Source organism: Falsiroseomonas oryzae, assembly GCF_027856955.1.
Taxonomy (GTDB): domain Bacteria; phylum Pseudomonadota; class Alphaproteobacteria; order Acetobacterales; family Acetobacteraceae; genus Falsiroseomonas; species Falsiroseomonas oryzae.
Genome location: NZ_JAPSMD010000099.1, coordinates 1 through 14,839 on the forward strand (window position 1 = coordinate 1; position 14,839 = coordinate 14,839).

Below are 14,839 nucleotides of genomic sequence, written 5' to 3' on the forward strand. Positions count from 1 at the left end.
CGGCCGAGCATCGCCAGGAAGGGCGCGATGCGCGGCCGCTCGCCATGGGCCACCTGCAGCTGCAGCGTGGCGGAGGCGGCCGCGAGCGGCGGCAGGGCCGGGGCGGCGAGGCGCCAGGCCTGCTCGCGCTCCGCCGCCGTCGGCGACGGGGCAAGAATCTCGGTGCGCAGCAATTCGCGCCTTGGCTCCTGCTCCTCCGGGTGCTCGGCGATGGTGTCGAGCAGCACGCTGCGGAGTGCGCCGAACTCCTCCCGCCGGTTGTGCAGGCGCGCGCGTGCGGTGAGCGCGTAGAAGCGGCAGTCCGGCGCCTCCTCCAGCGTGCGGCAGGCATCGAGAAACAGCGCGGTGTGGGACACGATGAGCGACAGCACGAGGCTGGACGGCGGGCCGGCCGCGGCTTCCCGGCGCATCAGCTCGCGGATCGCCTCCGGCCGGGCTTCTGCCGGGAGGGCGGCGAGTTGCGCGCGCAGCTCCGCGGGGGTCGCTGGCGGCGGCTCCGTCACGGTGCGCGCGGCGGCAGGTGGATGTGGCGCGCGACGATGTCGGGCCGTGGCCGGCTCTCGATCAGTGCGCGGATGATCTCGAAGCCGTCGGCATCGTCCACGTCGAGGCCGGTGATGCGCGGCAGCACGATGGGGTGGATGCGCCGGCCCATGAACAGGCTGCCGCGCGCGCGCCAGCCTTCGTGGCGGAAGACCTCGAGGTTGAAGGGCTGATAGACCTTGGGGAACTCCGAGCGGCGCATCTTCGACCGCGCCGGGTCCCATTCGGGCAGAAGCGGCTCCAGGAACCCATCGGCGTTGACGCGATGCAGGCGGGCATCGGCCTCGCTGACGATGCGCACGGAGTCGAGTTCTGGGCGGTCGCGCAGGAGCGCCAGCGCCTGCTCCACCGCGCGCGGGTCGCGGAAGGGGCAGGTGGGCTTCAGCCAGACCCAGACATCGGGCAGCTTGATGCCGGCGGCGGGCAGCGTGGCGTCGAGGTCGGCGAGGATGTCCTCCTCCATCGCCGTGTCGGTGCTGGCCGCGGCGCCACGCAGCACCGGCGCCTCTGCGCCATAGGCGCGGCCGATCCCGGCGTAGTGCGGGCTGTCGGTGGAGAGGATGGCGCGCTCCACCGGGATGAGCTTCGCGAACGCCGCGCTGTAGGCGAGGAGCGGGTGGCCGTCGATGGGAAGGATGTTCTTGTCGGGCAGGCCGCGCGAGCCGGACCGGGCGGGGATCAGGGCATAGGCGCGCATGGCCGGCAGCGTAGCATGGCGGGGCGAGGCGCCGCACCGGCATCATGCCCCGCTTCCCGCGCCCCGCGGTGCTGCGGCAGGATCGACCGGCGCGGACGGGAGGGAGCGTGATGCCCAGCGCGATCAATCAGCAGGACTTTGCCGACCCGATCAGCCGGCGGCTGGCGCGCGGCGAATCGCTCGGCGAATCCAGCCAGATCTGGCTGGACCCGTGGGGACGCAGCACCGTGCCCATCGTCAACGGCGGCATGGTCGATCCCGAGCCCTACGAGATCGCCGCAGGCACCACGCTCTATCGCTTCGCCAGCGCCGGCGACGGGGTGGAGGGTGCGTTGCGCGGCGGCTGGTGGCTGGAACGGCGTCAGCTGGACCACCTGATCCGGTATTCGCAGGTGAATGGCCGGACGCTGGGCTACGCGGTGCGGCTGCTGTGCTGCGTGCCGCCGGAATGGGGCAGCGCGCTGAACTTCCTCGTCGCCGTGAAGGCGGCCGGCACGCTGATGGCGTGGCGCGGCCTGGCGAACAGCGCGGTCGGGGTGTTCTCGCCGCCGGCGGGCATGCCCGCTGCCGCGGCGGGGACCACGCGGATCACGGCCCGCAACGACGTCGCCGCGCTGCGCGTGCCGCAGCTCTTCATCCCCGGCACGCGCCGGCCAGGCGCCGCCAGCGCGCTGTTCCGCTACGAGGGGCAGTGGCAGACGGAAGGTGCGCGCGACTGGGTGTTCGGCTCCGGCCAGTAGGCGTCACGCCCGCCGGCGCTTCCGCACGGGCTCCGGCACCGCCACTGCGCCGTCCCGGGCCAGGATGGGAGCGAGGAAGCGGCCGGTGTGGCTTTCGGCAACGCGCGCCACGTCCTCCGGCGTGCCGGCGGCCACGATGCGGCCGCCACCCTCGCCGCCCTCGGGGCCGAGGTCGAGGATCCAGTCGGCGGTCTTGATGACCTCGAGGTTGTGCTCGATCACCACCACCGTGTTGCCCTGCTTCACCAGCGTGTGCAGCACCTCCAGCAGCTTGCGCACATCCTCGAAGTGCAGGCCCGTCGTGGGCTCGTCCAGGATGTAGAGCGTGCGGCCTGTGGCGCGGCGGGACAGCTCCTTGGAGAGCTTGATGCGCTGCGCCTCGCCGCCTGAGAGCGTCGTCGCCTGCTGGCCGAGATGGATGTAGCCGAGGCCGACGTCGCGCAGCACCACGAGCTTGTCGCGGATGGCGGGCACGGCGGAGAAGAACTCCACCGCCTCGTCCACCGTCATGTCGAGCACGTCGGCGATGGACTTGCCGCGGAACTTCACCTCCAGCGTCTCGCGGTTGTAGCGCTTGCCCTTGCAGGTGTCGCAGGTGACGTAGACGTCGGGCAGGAAGTGCATCTCGATCTTCAGCACGCCGTCGCCCTGGCAGGCCTCGCAGCGGCCACCCTTGACGTTGAAGCTGAAGCGGCCGGGTGCGTAGCCGCGCGCGCGGGCGTCCGGCAGCTCGGCGAACCAGTCGCGGATCGGGCCGAACAGGCCGGTATAGGTCGCGGGGTTGCTGCGCGGCGTGCGGCCGATGGGCGACTGGTCGATATCGATGATCTTGTCGAGATGCTCCAGCCCCTCGATGCGGTCATGCGGGGCGGGCACCTCGCCGCTGCTCATCAGGCGGCGCGACGCGGCCTTGAACAGCGTCTCCACGGTCAGCGTGGACTTGCCGCCGCCGGAGACGCCGGCGATGCAGGTGAAGGTGCCGAGCGGGATCTCCGCCGTCACGTCCTTCAGGTTGTTGCCGCGCGCGCCGACGACCTTGAGGGTGCGCTTCGGATCGAAGGGGCGGCGCGTCTCCGGCATCGGGATGCGGCGCGCGCCAGACAGGTACTGGCCGGTGATGGAGGCCGGGTTCGCCTCGACCTCCTTCGGCGTGCCCTGGGCGATGACGCGGCCGCCGCCCTTGCCGGCGGCGGGGCCGATGTCGATCAGGTGGTCGGCGCTGCGGATCGCGTCCTCGTCATGCTCCACCACCAGCACGGTGTTGCCGATGTCGCGCAGGCGCCGCAGCGTGGCCAGAAGGCGTTCGTTGTCGCGCTGGTGCAGGCCGATGGAGGGCTCGTCCAGCACATACAGCACGCCGGTCAGCCCGCTGCCGATCTGCGAGGCGAGGCGGATGCGCTGGCTCTCCCCGCCCGACAGCGTGGCGGAGGAGCGGCCGAGGGAGAGGTAGTCCAGGCCGACATCGTTCAGGAACTGCAGCCGCTCCTCGATCTCGCGCAGGATGCGGCGCGCGATTTCGGCGCGCTGCGGCGTCAGCGTGGGCATCACGCCGGCGAACCAGTCGCGCGACTTGCGAATGGAGAGCTCGTTGACCTCGCCGATGTGCCGTCCGGCGACCTTCACGGATAGCGCCTCCGGCTTCAGGCGGTGGCCGTTGCAGGCGGGGCAGGGGCGCTCGGCCTGGTAGCGGGTGAGCTCCTCGCGCGTCCAGGGATTGTCGGTCTCGCGGAAGCGGCGCTCGAGGTTGGGGATCACGCCCTCGAAGGGCTTCTTCACGTCGTAGCCGCGCAACCCGTCCTTGTAGCGCAGCGTCACCACCTCGGTGCCGGTGCCGTTCAGGACGACCTGGCGGAACGCCTTCGGCAGGTCCTGCCAGGGCGTGGTCATGGCCAGCTTGTAGTGCCGCGCCAGGCTTTCCAGCGTCTGGTCGTAGTAGGGGGAGGATGCGCCGGCCCAGGGCTGCACCGCTCCGTCCTTGAGGCTGCGCGTCTCGTCCGGCACCACCAGCATCGGGTCGAAGAAGGCCTGGGTGCCGAGCCCGTCGCAGGTGGGGCAGGCGCCCTGCGGGCTGTTGAAGCTGAACAGCCGCGGCTCGATCTCCTCGATGGTGAAGCCGGAGACGGGACAGGCGAATTTCTGGCTGAACACCGTTCGTTCGCTCGTGTCGGCGTTCTCGGCATAGGCGACGCCGTCCGCCAGGCCGAGCGCGGTCTCCAGGCTGTCGGCGATGCGGGACTGCGCGCCGTCGCGCACGACGATGCGGTCGACCACCACCTCGATGTCGTGCTTGAGCTTCTTGTTGAGGTTCGGCGCCTCGCTGATCTGGTGCAGGGTGCCGTTGATCTTCACGCGTTCGAAGCCGCGGCGCTGGTACTCGGCGAGTTCCTTCTTGAACTCGCCCTTCTTGCCCTTGGCGACCGGTGCCAGCAGCAGCAGGCGCGTGCCTTCCGGCATGGCCATGATGCGGTCCACCATCTGGGAGACGGTCTGCGCCTCGATCGGCAGGCCGGTGGCCGGCGAATAGGGTACGCCGACGCGCGCCCAGAGCAGGCGCATGTAGTCGTGGATCTCCGTGACCGTGCCGACGGTGGAGCGCGGGTTGTGGCTGGTGGTCTTCTGCTCGATGGAGATGGCGGGCGACAGGCCCTCGATGGAATCCACGTCGGGCTTCTGCATCAGCTGCAGGAACTGCCGCGCATAGGCGCTGAGCGATTCGACGTAGCGGCGCTGGCCTTCGGCGTAGATGGTGTCGAAGGCGAGCGAGGACTTGCCCGACCCCGACAGGCCGGTGACGACCGTCAGCGTGTCGCGCGGGATGTCGAGGTCGAGGTTCTTGAGGTTGTGCTCGCGCGCGCCTCGGATGCGGATCATGCCGCTCATGGATCACCGGTTCCGCAAAGGGGGACGCGCGGGCGGGACACGACCGCGCGTTCGCATCTTGTTCTCAGGGGGTTTACGCCCTTATAGATGGGCGGGGAAGAGGGTTTGCCAGGGGTGGTTCCGTGCGCTGTTCGCGGCCGGCCTGCAACGTCGCAAGGCTGGCCCGTGGCGGGGCGGCGGGATAGCCTTGGGGCTTCAAGACGCGAGGATTCCGACCGATGGCCGGCGTGAACAAGGTGATTTTGCTGGGCCGGCTGGGCCGCGACCCGGAGGTGCGCAACTTCCAGAACGGCGGCCGCGTGGTGAACCTGCGGCTGGCGACCTCCGAGCGGTACAAGGACCGCGAGGGCAACATGCAGGAGCGCACCGAGTGGCACTCGGTGGCGATCTTCAACGAGAAGCTGGGCGAGATCGCGGAGAAGTACCTGCGCAAGGGCAGCGAGGTCTATCTGGAGGGCCAGCTGGAGACGCGGAAGTGGCAGGACCAGTCCGGCCAGGACCGCTACACGACCGAGATCGTGCTGCGGCAGTTCCGCGGCGAGCTGGCGCTGGTGGGCGGCCGCGGCGGCGGAGGCGGCGAGATGGGGGAGCCGGCCGAGACTGGGGGCGGCTATGGCGGCGGGCGGTCCTCGGGTGGGGGTGAGCGCGCGTCCGGTGGCGGTGGTGGCTGGGATCGCGGGGGCGCGGGCGGAGGCAGTGCGCGTTCCGGCGGCGGGAGCAGGGCGCCGGCGAAGAGCGACCTGGATGATGACATTCCCTTCTAGGGGCCTGACACGGTGGGCTGGCCGGTTCGGCCCTTACCGGAGAATCCGCCGGCGTTGCTCAGCGCGCGCGCAACGCGCCTCGCCGTCTCCGCAACTCGCGCAAGCCGAGGCCTGCGAGCAGGCTCCAGAAGGCTGCACCCACGCCGAAAAAGGCAAGACCTGAGCCTGCGACGAGGAAGGTGACGGTCGCCGCCTCGCGGTCCTCCGTGTCCGACAGGGCGGCCAGCAGCGCGCTGGCGAAGGATCCGAGCAATGCGAGGCCCGCGACCGCCTGGATCAGCACCGAAGGTGCGGCGGAGACGAAGGCGGCGGCGAAGCCGGCGGACAGCCCCAGCATGATGTAGCCCGCACCGCCGACCACCGCTGCGATCCAGCGCCTCTTCGGGTCCGGATGCGCGTCCGGCCCCGCGAAGAGCGCGGCCGTGACCGCGGCCAGGTTCACCGCATGCGCCCCGAACGGCGCGGCAGCCAGGCTGAACAGCCCCGTAGCCGTGAACACCGGCCCCGGCGCCGGCCGGTAGCCATTGACGTTTAGTACGGCGATGCCCGGGATGTTCTGCGATGCCATGGTGACGATGAAGAGCGGCAGGGCGATGCCGATCACGGCCGGGACGGTCAGCACCGGCAGCGTGGCGACCGGTGCGGGCCAGGCGGACGCGGCCCACCCTTCGGGCAGCGACACGGTCGCGGCGATCAACGCCACCGTGACCAGCACGGCCACGGGAACGGCGAGCAGGCGCTTGATCCGCGCCGTTACGGCCCAGGCGACGACGATCAGCAGGCCGGCGACCGGAGCCTCGGCGACCGCGTGCGCCGGTGCCAGGCACAGCGCGAGCAGGATGCCGGCCAGCATGGCATTGGCGATCGCGGGGGGAATGGTGGACACCCATCGTCCGAGAGGCCGCCACAAGCCCGCCAGCACCAGAAGCACCGCTGTGAGCAGGAAGGCACCGGTCGCCGCCGCGAAGCCTCCCTCCACCGCACCTGTCGTCACCAGCAGCGCCGCGCCCGGCGTGGACCAGGCGGCGCTGATCGGCATGCGATGGCGCAGGCTGAGCACGATTCCTGCGAGACCCTTGGCGACGCAGAGAGCCATGAGCCCCGACGCCTGCTGGGCTGGCGATGCGCCAACGGCTGCCAGCCCCTGCAGCACGACCGCGAAGGACCCGGCAAATCCGACGAAGGCGGCCAGCAGGCCGGCGGCTATGGGCGCGTACATCGCGGTCCTCGCACCACGCAGGCAGGCGCGGACCACGCCGGACCGACGGCGCCCCGCGCCACCGGTGACGCGGACCGCTGTGCTGCCGACACATCCGATATGTCGGGCGCATCCGCACGCTACGCGCCAGACGATATCGACGATCCGGCGAGCCGTGCAACGATAACGGCGCCCGGATGACGCGCACGACGCCGCCGGCCGGATGACCGATGGCGACGCAGCCCGTCGGGGCGTTATCAGCCCTGCACTGGGTTCCTCGCCTTCATCCGGCGGGCAATGGCGTGGCGACGATGATGCTCAGGGCAGAGCGGGTCGCGACGATTTCGAGGAGGTCGAAGCCGCCGGTCTTCAGCAGCGCCCGGAACTCCTCGCGCGTGCGCTCCTGCGCGCCGTACTGCATCAGCATGTTCAGGTCGAAGAACTTGCCGTTCGGGTCCTCGTTGGGCGGCCCGACCACCCGCTCGATGGCGAGCATGCTCGCCCCCGCCGGCATCGCACGGCGGCAACTGTGCAGGATGCGGGCTGCCGCGGCGTCGTCCCAGTCGTGCAGGACGGATTTCATGACGTAGGCGTCCCCGCCGCCCGGGACGGACTGGAACGGGGTGCGGCGACCGGCACCGCAGCGGGGCGGCATCCGCCCAGGGCGATCCTACGACGTGCCGCGGCCGGGAGTCTGCGTCCCGCCCCCTGCGGACCGCCTGGCGCCAGGTCGTACCGCCCGCCCCTCAGAACTCCGCATCCAGCTCCAGCTCCGCGATCTGCTGCTCCGGCTCGGCCAGGGCCGCGGCCACCCATTCGCGCACGTCGGGCCAGGCCTCGATCATCTGGGCGTAGCGCTCGCAGGCCGCGTCCAGCGCCACGCCATAGCTGCGGCAGCGCAGCACCACCGGGGCATACATCGCATCGGCCACCGTCGGACGCGCGCCGAACAGCCAGGGGCCACCCCACTGCTCCAGGCAATCGCGCCACAGCCAGAAGATGCGCTCCAGGTCGGCGCGCGCGGCCGACCAGACCGTGAAGCCGGGGATGCGCGCGCGGACGTTGAAGGGCAGGGAGGAGCGCAGCGCGTGGAAGCCGGCATGCATCTCGCCGGAGATGGCGCGGCAGCGCGCCCGCGCGATGCGGTTCTCCGGCAGCAGCCGCGCCTCCGGCACCGTCTCGTTCAGGTGCTCGGCGATGCCGAGCGTGTCCCAGATCTCGATGCCGCCATCCTGCTCCAGGCAGGGCAGCAGGATGGAGGAGGAGTTGTTGAGCAGCTCGGCCCGCGTGGACGGATCGTCGGGCGAGGCGACCACGACGCGGAAGGGCAGGCCCGACAGCCGCAGCAGCAGGAAGCCGCGCATCGACCAGGAGGAGTAGTTGCGGCTGCTGATGCGCAGCACCGTCTGCGGCGCGGCCACGGGCGGAGCGGCCGCGACGGGGCTGGCTGAGGCTTTCCTGCGCGGGGACGCGGCGGGCATTCCTGGCTTCCCTGGGGCTCCCTGGCCTGCAGCAAGGCTAGCACGGCTTCGCGGTTGCGGAACGGCCCGGCTCTGGCACGATGGCGCGCCACCACGGGCGGGCCCGCCACATGCTCTATCGCGCCTTCCAGGGACGGCAGGATCTGCTCACCCCGATGCGCGGCGCGGCGCGGGGCCTGGCCGGGCTGCTGGGCACCCTGGACAGCCGCCACCCGCTGTTCGACGGGCTGCATGCGATGCGCGCCGCGATGGGCGTGTTCGGCGACTTCCGTGTGGTGCAGGAGCGCCCTGCCTTCGACATCGGGCCGGTGCGCGTCGGCAACCGCGTGGTGGAGGTGGAGGAGGAGGTCGTGGCCCGCACGCCCTTCGCCAGCCTCGTGCATTTCCGCAAGGACATCGACCAGCCCCTGCCGCGGGTGCTGGTGGTGGCGCCGATGTCCGGGCACTTCGCCACGCTGCTCAGCGGCACGGTGAAGGTGCTGCTGCAGGACCACGACGTCTACATCACGGACTGGCACAATGCGCGCGACGTGCCGCTCTCGGCCGGGCGCTTCGGGCTGGACGAGTTCATCGCGCATGTCATGGCCTTCCAGCAGGCGATCGGGCCGGGTGGCCACATCCTGGCGGTGTGCCAGCCGGTGGTGGCGGTGCTGGCGGCGGTGGCGCTGATGGCGGAGGACCGCCACCCCGCCTCGCCGCGCAGCATGACGCTGATGGCGGGCCCGATCGATGCGCGCCAGCATCCGACGAAGGTGAACGAGCTGGCGACGAGCCGCGGCCTCGGCTGGTTTGAGCGCAACCTGATCGCGACGGTGCCCTGGCGCCACAAGGGCTCCGGCCGGCGCGTCTATCCGGGCGCGATGCAGCTGGCCGCCTTCATGGCGATGAACATCGGCCGGCATGTGAAGGCGCATCAGGACCAGTTCTGGGCGCTGTTCGACGGCGACGCGGACCGCGCCGCGCAGCACCGGCGCTTCTACGACGAATACCTCAGCGTGATGGACCTGCCGGCGGAGTTCTTCCTGGAGACCGTCGGCGCCGTGTTCCAGGAGCATGCGCTGGCGCGGGGCACGCTGGCCTGGCGCGGGCGGCCGGTGCGCCCCGCCGCGATCCGACGCACGGCGGTGATGGCGGTGGAAGGCGAGAAGGACGACATCTGCGGCATCGGCCAGACCATGGCCGCGCTCGATCTGTGCCGCAGCGTGCCGATCACCATGCGGCGCTACCACCTGCAGACCGGCGTCGGCCATTACGGCGTCTTCAGCGGCCGGCGCTTCGCCCTGGCGATCTACCCCCGCATCCGGGAGATGATCCAGGCGCATGAGGGCTGAGCGTCCGGCCGCCCCGGATCCTGCCCCTTCGGGACGGCGGATGACGCCGCCTGCACCGGTCTGGGCGCGAGGCCGCGACGGAGCGGCGGCGCGCGCGCAGGGCGCCGGCAGCACTGGGGGCAGGGATGGTCTGAGGCGATGCAGCCTCCCCTCGCGGGCCCGGAGGCGGCACGGCGGCCGGCCGCCGCTGCGCCCGGGACGCCGGACCGCTTGGCCGGCGACATCGCCGTGCCCCGGCACCGAGGCCGGCGTCCGGGCTTGCCGCATCGACAGCGACGGCGCTGGCGCCAGCACCATCCCGCTGACCAACTCCTCCGTCGCCCGGTGCCCTGGGCGGGCATCGAATACGCCACCCGCGACCTGCTGAACGCCGCGGTCGCCGGGGCTGCACCGAGCCGGGCGAAGCGGGCCGGGTGAACTCGATCGGGCGGTTCCGAGGCTCCCCTGGGGGCGTGCCCCCGCCGCGGCCGGGGTGGTTTGGTCGTGGGGCCCGGATGCCCTATATGAAGGGCTCCACAAGGGCTCACCGGATGCTGCGACTCCGCCCCAGCCAGCGTTGCGACGAAGGCGGCCTGACGGCACACGCCGCCGCGCTGCCGCGCGCCCGGGGCGCCGCCTTCCGCGCGGCATGAGGCCCTGGCCGGGGCCACCAGCCGGCCCCCGGCCGTTCCGAGGATGAAGAGTTGAGCGACACCACCCCCGAGGATCCCAACGCGCCTTCCGACATCGCGCCCGTCGGGCTCGAGGAGGAGATGCGCCGGTCCTACCTGGACTACGCGATGAGCGTCATCGTCTCGCGCGCGCTGCCGGATGCGCGGGACGGGCTGAAGCCGGTGCATCGGCGAATCCTGTTCGCGATGCACGAGGCCGGGAACGCCGCCGACCGGCCGCACCGCAAGTCGGCCCGCGTGGTCGGCGACGTGATGGGCAAGTACCACCCGCATGGCGACGCGGCGATCTACGACGCCATGGTGCGCATGGCGCAGCCCTTCTCCATGCGGGTGCCGCTGATCGACGGGCAGGGCAATTTCGGCAGCATGGACGGCGACCCGCCGGCGGCCATGCGCTACACGGAGGTGCGCCTGGCCCGCTCCGCCGCCGCGCTGCTGGCGGGGATCGAGGAGGACACGGTCGATTTCGTCCCGAACTACGACGAATCGGCCGAGGAGCCCCGGGTGCTGCCCGCCGCCTTCCCGAACCTGCTGGTCAACGGCGCGGGCGGCATCGCGGTCGGCATGGCGACCAACATCCCGACGCACAACCCGGGCGAGGTGATCGACGCCACCCTGAAGCTGATCGAGGAGCCGGCGACGAGCCTCGAGGAGCTGATGCGCATCATCCCCGGGCCGGACTTCCCGACCGGCGGGCTGATCCTGGGGCGGAGCGGCATCCGCAGCGCCTTCGAGACCGGGCGGGGATCCATCCCGCTGCGCGCGCGCGCCGGCATCGAGGAGATGCGCGGCGGCCGTTCCATGATCGTCGTCACCGAGATCCCCTACCAGGTGAACAAGGCGACGCTGATCGAGAAGATCGCGGAACTGGTGCGCGCCAAGGCGATCGAGGGCATCTCCGACCTGCGCGACGAGAGCGACCGCGACGGGCTCCGGATCGTCGTGGAGCTCAAGAAGGACGCGACGCCGGAGGTGGTGCTGAACCAGCTCTACCGCTTCACGCAGCTGCAGACCTCCTTCGGCGTGAACTTCGTCGCGCTGGACGAGGGCAAGCCGCGGCAGATGGGACTGAAGGACGCGCTGCTCGCCTTCATCAAGTTCCGCGAGGAGGTCATCACCCGCCGCAGCCGCCATCGCCTGGACAAGGCGCGCGACCGCGGCCACACGCTGATCGGACTGGCGGTGGCGGTGGCGAACATCGACGAGGTGATCGCGCTGATCCGCGCCGCGCCGGACGCGAACGCGGCGCGCGCCGCGCTGATGGCGCGCGACTGGCCGGCGGCCGACATCGGCCCGCTGCTCGCCCTGGTGGACGACCACCGCAACGTGCTGACCGAGGCCGGCACGGTGCGGCTGACCGAGGACCAGGCCAAGGGGATCCTGGAGCTGCGGCTGCAGCGCCTGACCGGGCTGGAGCGGGAGAAGATCAACGCCGAGCTGTCCGAGGTGGGCGCCACCATCAAGGACCTGCTGGAGATCCTCGCCTCCCGGCCCCGACGGCTGGAGCTGATGTCGCAGGAGCTGCTGGCGGTGCGCGCCACCATCGCCACGCCGCGCATGACGGAGATCGTGGACGGCGTCGCCGACCAGGACGACGAGAGCCTGATCGAGCCGGGCACCATGGTGGTGACGCTGACGCGCGACGGCTACGTGAAGCGCACCGCGCTCGACGTGTTCCGCGCGCAGAACCGCGGCGGGCGCGGGCGGACCGGCGCGGGGCGGCGCGAGGACGACATCGTCGTGCGCAGCTTCGTCGCGCATACGCACCAATGGGTGCTGTTCTTCACCAGCCGCGGCATGGCCTTCCGCGAGAAGATCTGGCAGCTGCCGGAAGGCGGCGCGACCGGCCGCGGGCGTTCGCTGCGCCAGGTGCTGCAGCTGCAGCAGGACGAGACGGTGACCGCGGTGCTGCCGCTGCCGCAGGACGAGGCGCTGTGGGAGAACCTGCAGCTCTTCTTCGCGACCGCGCAAGGGAACGTCCGACGGAACAAGCTCTCGGACTTCCGGAATGTACGTGCAGCCGGCTTGATCGCTATGAAGCTGGAGGATGGCGACAGTCTCATCGGCGTGGCGACTTGCAGGGAGGGGGACGATGTTCTGCTGTCCACCCGACAAGGCCGCTGCATCCGGTTCCGAGCCGACGCAGAGAACGTGCGTCTGTTCGCGGGCCGCGACAGCTTCGGCGTGCGCGGCATTCGGCTGCAGCCTGATGACAGCGTCATTTCACTGGCCATTCTGAATCACGTCGAGTTCACGACGGCGGAGCGGGAAGCTTACCTCAAGGCGGCAGCTCAGAAGCGCAGACAGTTGGGCGAAGAAATCAGCGACGGCGGCACCAACGGCGACAGCGCCGCCGACGAGACCGCCGTACGCCTAGAGGAAGGCGAAGAGATGGTCGAGGCGATCACTCTCGCACCTGAGCGATTTACGGAACTCGAAGCCGCCGAGCAGTTCGTGTTGGTCGTGACCGAGAAGGGATTTGGGAAGCGGACTTCCGCTTACGATTACAGGATCCGGGGGCGCGGCGGTGTTGGATTCGATCAGCTCGACTTCGGTGAAAACTTCCGCACCGGCCGTGAGGTCGCGGCAGCGTTTCTCGTTCGTCCGGGCGATCACCTTATGCTGGTGACCACCGGTGGCCAATTGATCCGAACGCGAGCCGACGAGGTCCGTTTGCTCCGCAGACGTCGTCAGGGCGTTCGCATCATGCGCCTCGATGACGGTGAACGCGTGACCTCATGTTTCCCCGTTGTGGACGACGAGGAGCCGGCGCAGGCGGGCGAATCCGGGGCCGCCGCCGAGACCGGCGCGATCGGCATGACGGAGCCCGACGCGAATGCCTGAGACCGCCCCGCCCCGGCCGCGCATCGGCCTCTATCCCGGCACCTTCGACCCCGTCACCAACGGCCACATGGACGTGATCGAGCGGGCGGCGCGGCTGCTCGACCGGCTGGTGGTCGGCGTCGCCATCAATGCCGGCAAGGGCCCGCTCTTCCCGCTGGAGGAGCGGGTGGAGTTGGTCCGCGCGGAGACCGAGAAGGTGGGCGCGCGCACCGGCTGCGAGGTGCTGGTGCGGCCCTTCACCGGCCTGCTGGTGGGCTTCGCGCGGGAGGTCGGCGCGCAGATGATCGTGCGCGGGCTGCGCGCGGTGACCGACTTCGACTACGAGTTCCAGATGACCGGCATGAACCACCGGCTGGACCCGGAGATCGAGACGGTCTTCCTGATGGCCAGCGAGACCAACCAGTTCATCTCCTCGCGTTTCGTGAAGGAGATCGCGATTCTCGGCGGCGACATCGCGAGCTTCGTGCCGCCGCTGACGCTCGAGCGCACGCTGGCCCGCGTGCGCAACCGCCAGGACAACAAGGACGCCGCCGAATGAGCCTGATGAACCGTCGCCTCCTGCTCGGCGCCGCCGGCGCACTGGCGATGCCCGCGGTGGCCCGCGCGCAGGGCGCCGAGAACACCGTGATCTTCGAGCTGAAGGACGGCCCGGTGACCATCCAGCTGCTGCCGGACATCGCGCCGCGGCACGTGGAGCGGATCCGCACGCTGGTCGGCCAGGGCTTCTACGACGGCACGCCCTTCCACCGCGTGATCGAAGGCTTCATGGCGCAGGGCGGCGATCCGACGGGCACCGGCACCGGCGGGTCGCGCCTGCCGAACCTGCCCGCGGAATTCGTGCCGGCCAGCCGCGCGCGCTTCCTGCGCGGCACCTGCGGCATGGCGCGCACGCAGGATCCGAACACCGCGAACAGCCAGTTCTTCATCATGTTCGCCCCTGCGCCGTTCCTGGACGGCCAGTACACCATCTGGGGCCGCGTCACCGCCGGCATGGACGCGGTGGACAGGATCAAGCGCGGCCAGGGCCAGTCCGGCATGGTGCCGCCGCCGCCCGACCGGCTGATCCGTGCCCGCCTCGGCACCGCCTGAGCCCAGCCCCATTCCCCGAAGGACCCCCCGATGACCGAGATCGCCCCCGAGAACACCCTGCTGCTGGAACTGAAGGACGGCACCGTCACCATCGAGCTGCTGCCAGACCTGGCGCCGAAGCATGTCGAGCAGATCAAGGCGCTGGCGGCGCGTGGCTTCTACGACGGCACGCCCTTCCACCGCGTGATCGAGGGCTTCATGGCGCAGGGCGGCGACCCGACGGGCACCGGCACCGGCGGGTCCGACATGCCCGACCTGCCGGCCGAGTTCAGCCCGCCCGGCAAGGCGAAATTCCTCCGCGGCACCTGCGGCATGGCGCGGACGAACAACCCGAACAGCGCCAACAGCCAGTTCTTCATCATGTTCCAGCCGGCGCCGAGCCTGGATGGCCAGTACACCATCTGGGGCCGCGTGGTGTCCGGCATGGAGCTGGTGGACCGCATCAAGCGCGGCGGCGGCCCGAACGGCATGGTGCGCGAGCCCGACGTGGTGAAGTCCATGCGCCTGGCACCGGCGGCCGCGCCGGCGGCGCCGGCCGGCGGGGTTGACAGCGCCCCGGCCGCGGACGCCTAAAGCGCCGCCCGCGCGGGGCGGCCCCGGC

Annotated in this window: 13 protein-coding genes; 7 read left to right on the top strand and 6 right to left on the bottom strand. The window is 71.0% G+C overall.

Translation table 11 applies throughout. The annotated features are described in order from the left end of the window. Positions 1-503: hypothetical protein (locus tag OZN99_RS12225; protein WP_408611833.1), on the bottom strand; the 503-nt coding region annotated here is incomplete at its 3' end. Then, complete coding sequence (locus OZN99_RS12230) at positions 500-1,240, bottom strand: acylneuraminate cytidylyltransferase family protein (RefSeq protein ID WP_270935509.1); 741 nt, start codon at positions 1,238-1,240, stop codon at positions 500-502. The genes OZN99_RS12225 and OZN99_RS12230, both read right to left, overlap by 4 nt. A gap of 110 nt (positions 1,241-1,350) precedes the next feature. Here OZN99_RS12230 and OZN99_RS12235 point away from each other — a divergent pair, with 110 nt between their 5' ends. Continuing rightward, positions 1,351-1,980, top strand: a complete 630-nt coding sequence (locus tag OZN99_RS12235; RefSeq protein ID WP_270935510.1) for a hypothetical protein — start codon at positions 1,351-1,353, stop codon at positions 1,978-1,980. Positions 1,981-1,983: 3 nt separating this feature from the next. On the opposite strand, the gene uvrA is transcribed toward OZN99_RS12235, so the two are convergent. Continuing rightward, complete coding sequence (gene uvrA, locus OZN99_RS12240; protein ID WP_270935512.1) at positions 1,984-4,860, bottom strand: excinuclease ABC subunit UvrA; 2,877 nt, start codon at positions 4,858-4,860, stop codon at positions 1,984-1,986. A 218-nt stretch (positions 4,861-5,078) separates the two neighbouring features. On the opposite strand from uvrA, the gene ssb reads away from it, so the two are divergent. Beyond that, on the top strand, positions 5,079-5,624 hold the full coding sequence (gene ssb / locus OZN99_RS12245) for a single-stranded DNA-binding protein (protein WP_270935514.1): 546 nt from the start codon (positions 5,079-5,081) through the stop codon (positions 5,622-5,624). 58 nt (positions 5,625-5,682) lie between these two features. Here the strand turns inward: ssb and OZN99_RS12250 are convergent, their stop codons facing one another. From OZN99_RS12250 to OZN99_RS12260, 3 genes are all read right to left on the bottom strand, one after another. Beyond that, positions 5,683-6,843 (bottom strand): benzoate/H(+) symporter BenE family transporter, encoded by a 1,161-nt coding sequence (locus tag OZN99_RS12250; protein ID WP_270935517.1) that lies wholly within the window; start codon positions 6,841-6,843, stop codon positions 5,683-5,685. A 262-nt stretch (positions 6,844-7,105) separates the two neighbouring features. Beyond that, entirely contained in the window at positions 7,106-7,477 is a 372-nt protein-coding gene (locus OZN99_RS12255) for a methyltransferase (RefSeq protein WP_270935519.1), read from the bottom strand. 91 nt (positions 7,478-7,568) lie between these two features. Continuing rightward, positions 7,569-8,243 carry a glutathione S-transferase gene (locus OZN99_RS12260; RefSeq protein ID WP_270935521.1) on the bottom strand — a complete coding sequence of 225 codons (675 nt, stop codon included), beginning with the start codon at positions 8,241-8,243 and terminating at the stop codon, positions 7,569-7,571. Positions 8,244-8,383: 140 nt separating this feature from the next. Here OZN99_RS12260 and phaZ point away from each other — a divergent pair, with 140 nt between their 5' ends. The 5 genes from phaZ to OZN99_RS12285 all read left to right on the top strand — a co-directional run bounded on the left by phaZ (position 8,384) and on the right by OZN99_RS12285 (position 14,811). Continuing rightward, entirely contained in the window at positions 8,384-9,634 is a 1,251-nt protein-coding gene (phaZ, locus tag OZN99_RS12265; RefSeq protein ID WP_333779737.1) for a polyhydroxyalkanoate depolymerase, read from the top strand. A gap of 683 nt (positions 9,635-10,317) precedes the next feature. Next, the gene (gyrA, locus tag OZN99_RS12270; protein ID WP_270935522.1) at positions 10,318-13,149 is read left to right on the top strand and encodes a DNA gyrase subunit A; all 2,832 of its coding nucleotides are present in this window, start codon (positions 10,318-10,320) and stop codon (positions 13,147-13,149) included. Continuing rightward, a complete protein-coding gene (coaD, locus tag OZN99_RS12275; protein WP_270935523.1) occupies positions 13,142-13,687 on the top strand; it encodes a pantetheine-phosphate adenylyltransferase in 546 nt (181 codons plus the stop codon). The genes gyrA and coaD overlap by 8 nt, the downstream gene beginning before the upstream one ends. 47 nt (positions 13,688-13,734) lie before the next feature. Next, complete coding sequence (locus tag OZN99_RS12280; protein ID WP_270935527.1) at positions 13,735-14,238, top strand: peptidylprolyl isomerase; 504 nt, start codon at positions 13,735-13,737, stop codon at positions 14,236-14,238. Between the two features lie 30 nt (positions 14,239-14,268). Beyond that, entirely contained in the window at positions 14,269-14,811 is a 543-nt protein-coding gene (locus tag OZN99_RS12285; protein WP_270935524.1) for a peptidylprolyl isomerase, read from the top strand. Positions 14,812-14,839: the final 28 nt, after the last annotated feature.

Coding starts and splice junctions, on each gene's coding strand:
- OZN99_RS12230 (WP_270935509.1), bottom strand. CDS start 1,240: ATGCGCGCCTATGCCCTGATCCCCGCCCGGTCCGGCTCGCGCGGCCTG.
- OZN99_RS12235 (WP_270935510.1), top strand. CDS start 1,351: ATGCCCAGCGCGATCAATCAGCAGGACTTTGCCGACCCGATCAGCCGG.
- uvrA (WP_270935512.1), bottom strand. CDS start 4,860: ATGAGCGGCATGATCCGCATCCGAGGCGCGCGCGAGCACAACCTCAAG.
- ssb (WP_270935514.1), top strand. CDS start 5,079: ATGGCCGGCGTGAACAAGGTGATTTTGCTGGGCCGGCTGGGCCGCGAC.
- OZN99_RS12250 (WP_270935517.1), bottom strand. CDS start 6,843: ATGTACGCGCCCATAGCCGCCGGCCTGCTGGCCGCCTTCGTCGGATTT.
- OZN99_RS12255 (WP_270935519.1), bottom strand. CDS start 7,477: ATGCCGCCCCGCTGCGGTGCCGGTCGCCGCACCCCGTTCCAGTCCGTC.
- phaZ (WP_333779737.1), top strand. CDS start 8,384: ATGGCGCGCCACCACGGGCGGGCCCGCCACATGCTCTATCGCGCCTTC.
- coaD (WP_270935523.1), top strand. CDS start 13,142: ATGCCTGAGACCGCCCCGCCCCGGCCGCGCATCGGCCTCTATCCCGGC.
- OZN99_RS12280 (WP_270935527.1), top strand. CDS start 13,735: ATGCCCGCGGTGGCCCGCGCGCAGGGCGCCGAGAACACCGTGATCTTC.
- OZN99_RS12285 (WP_270935524.1), top strand. CDS start 14,269: ATGACCGAGATCGCCCCCGAGAACACCCTGCTGCTGGAACTGAAGGAC.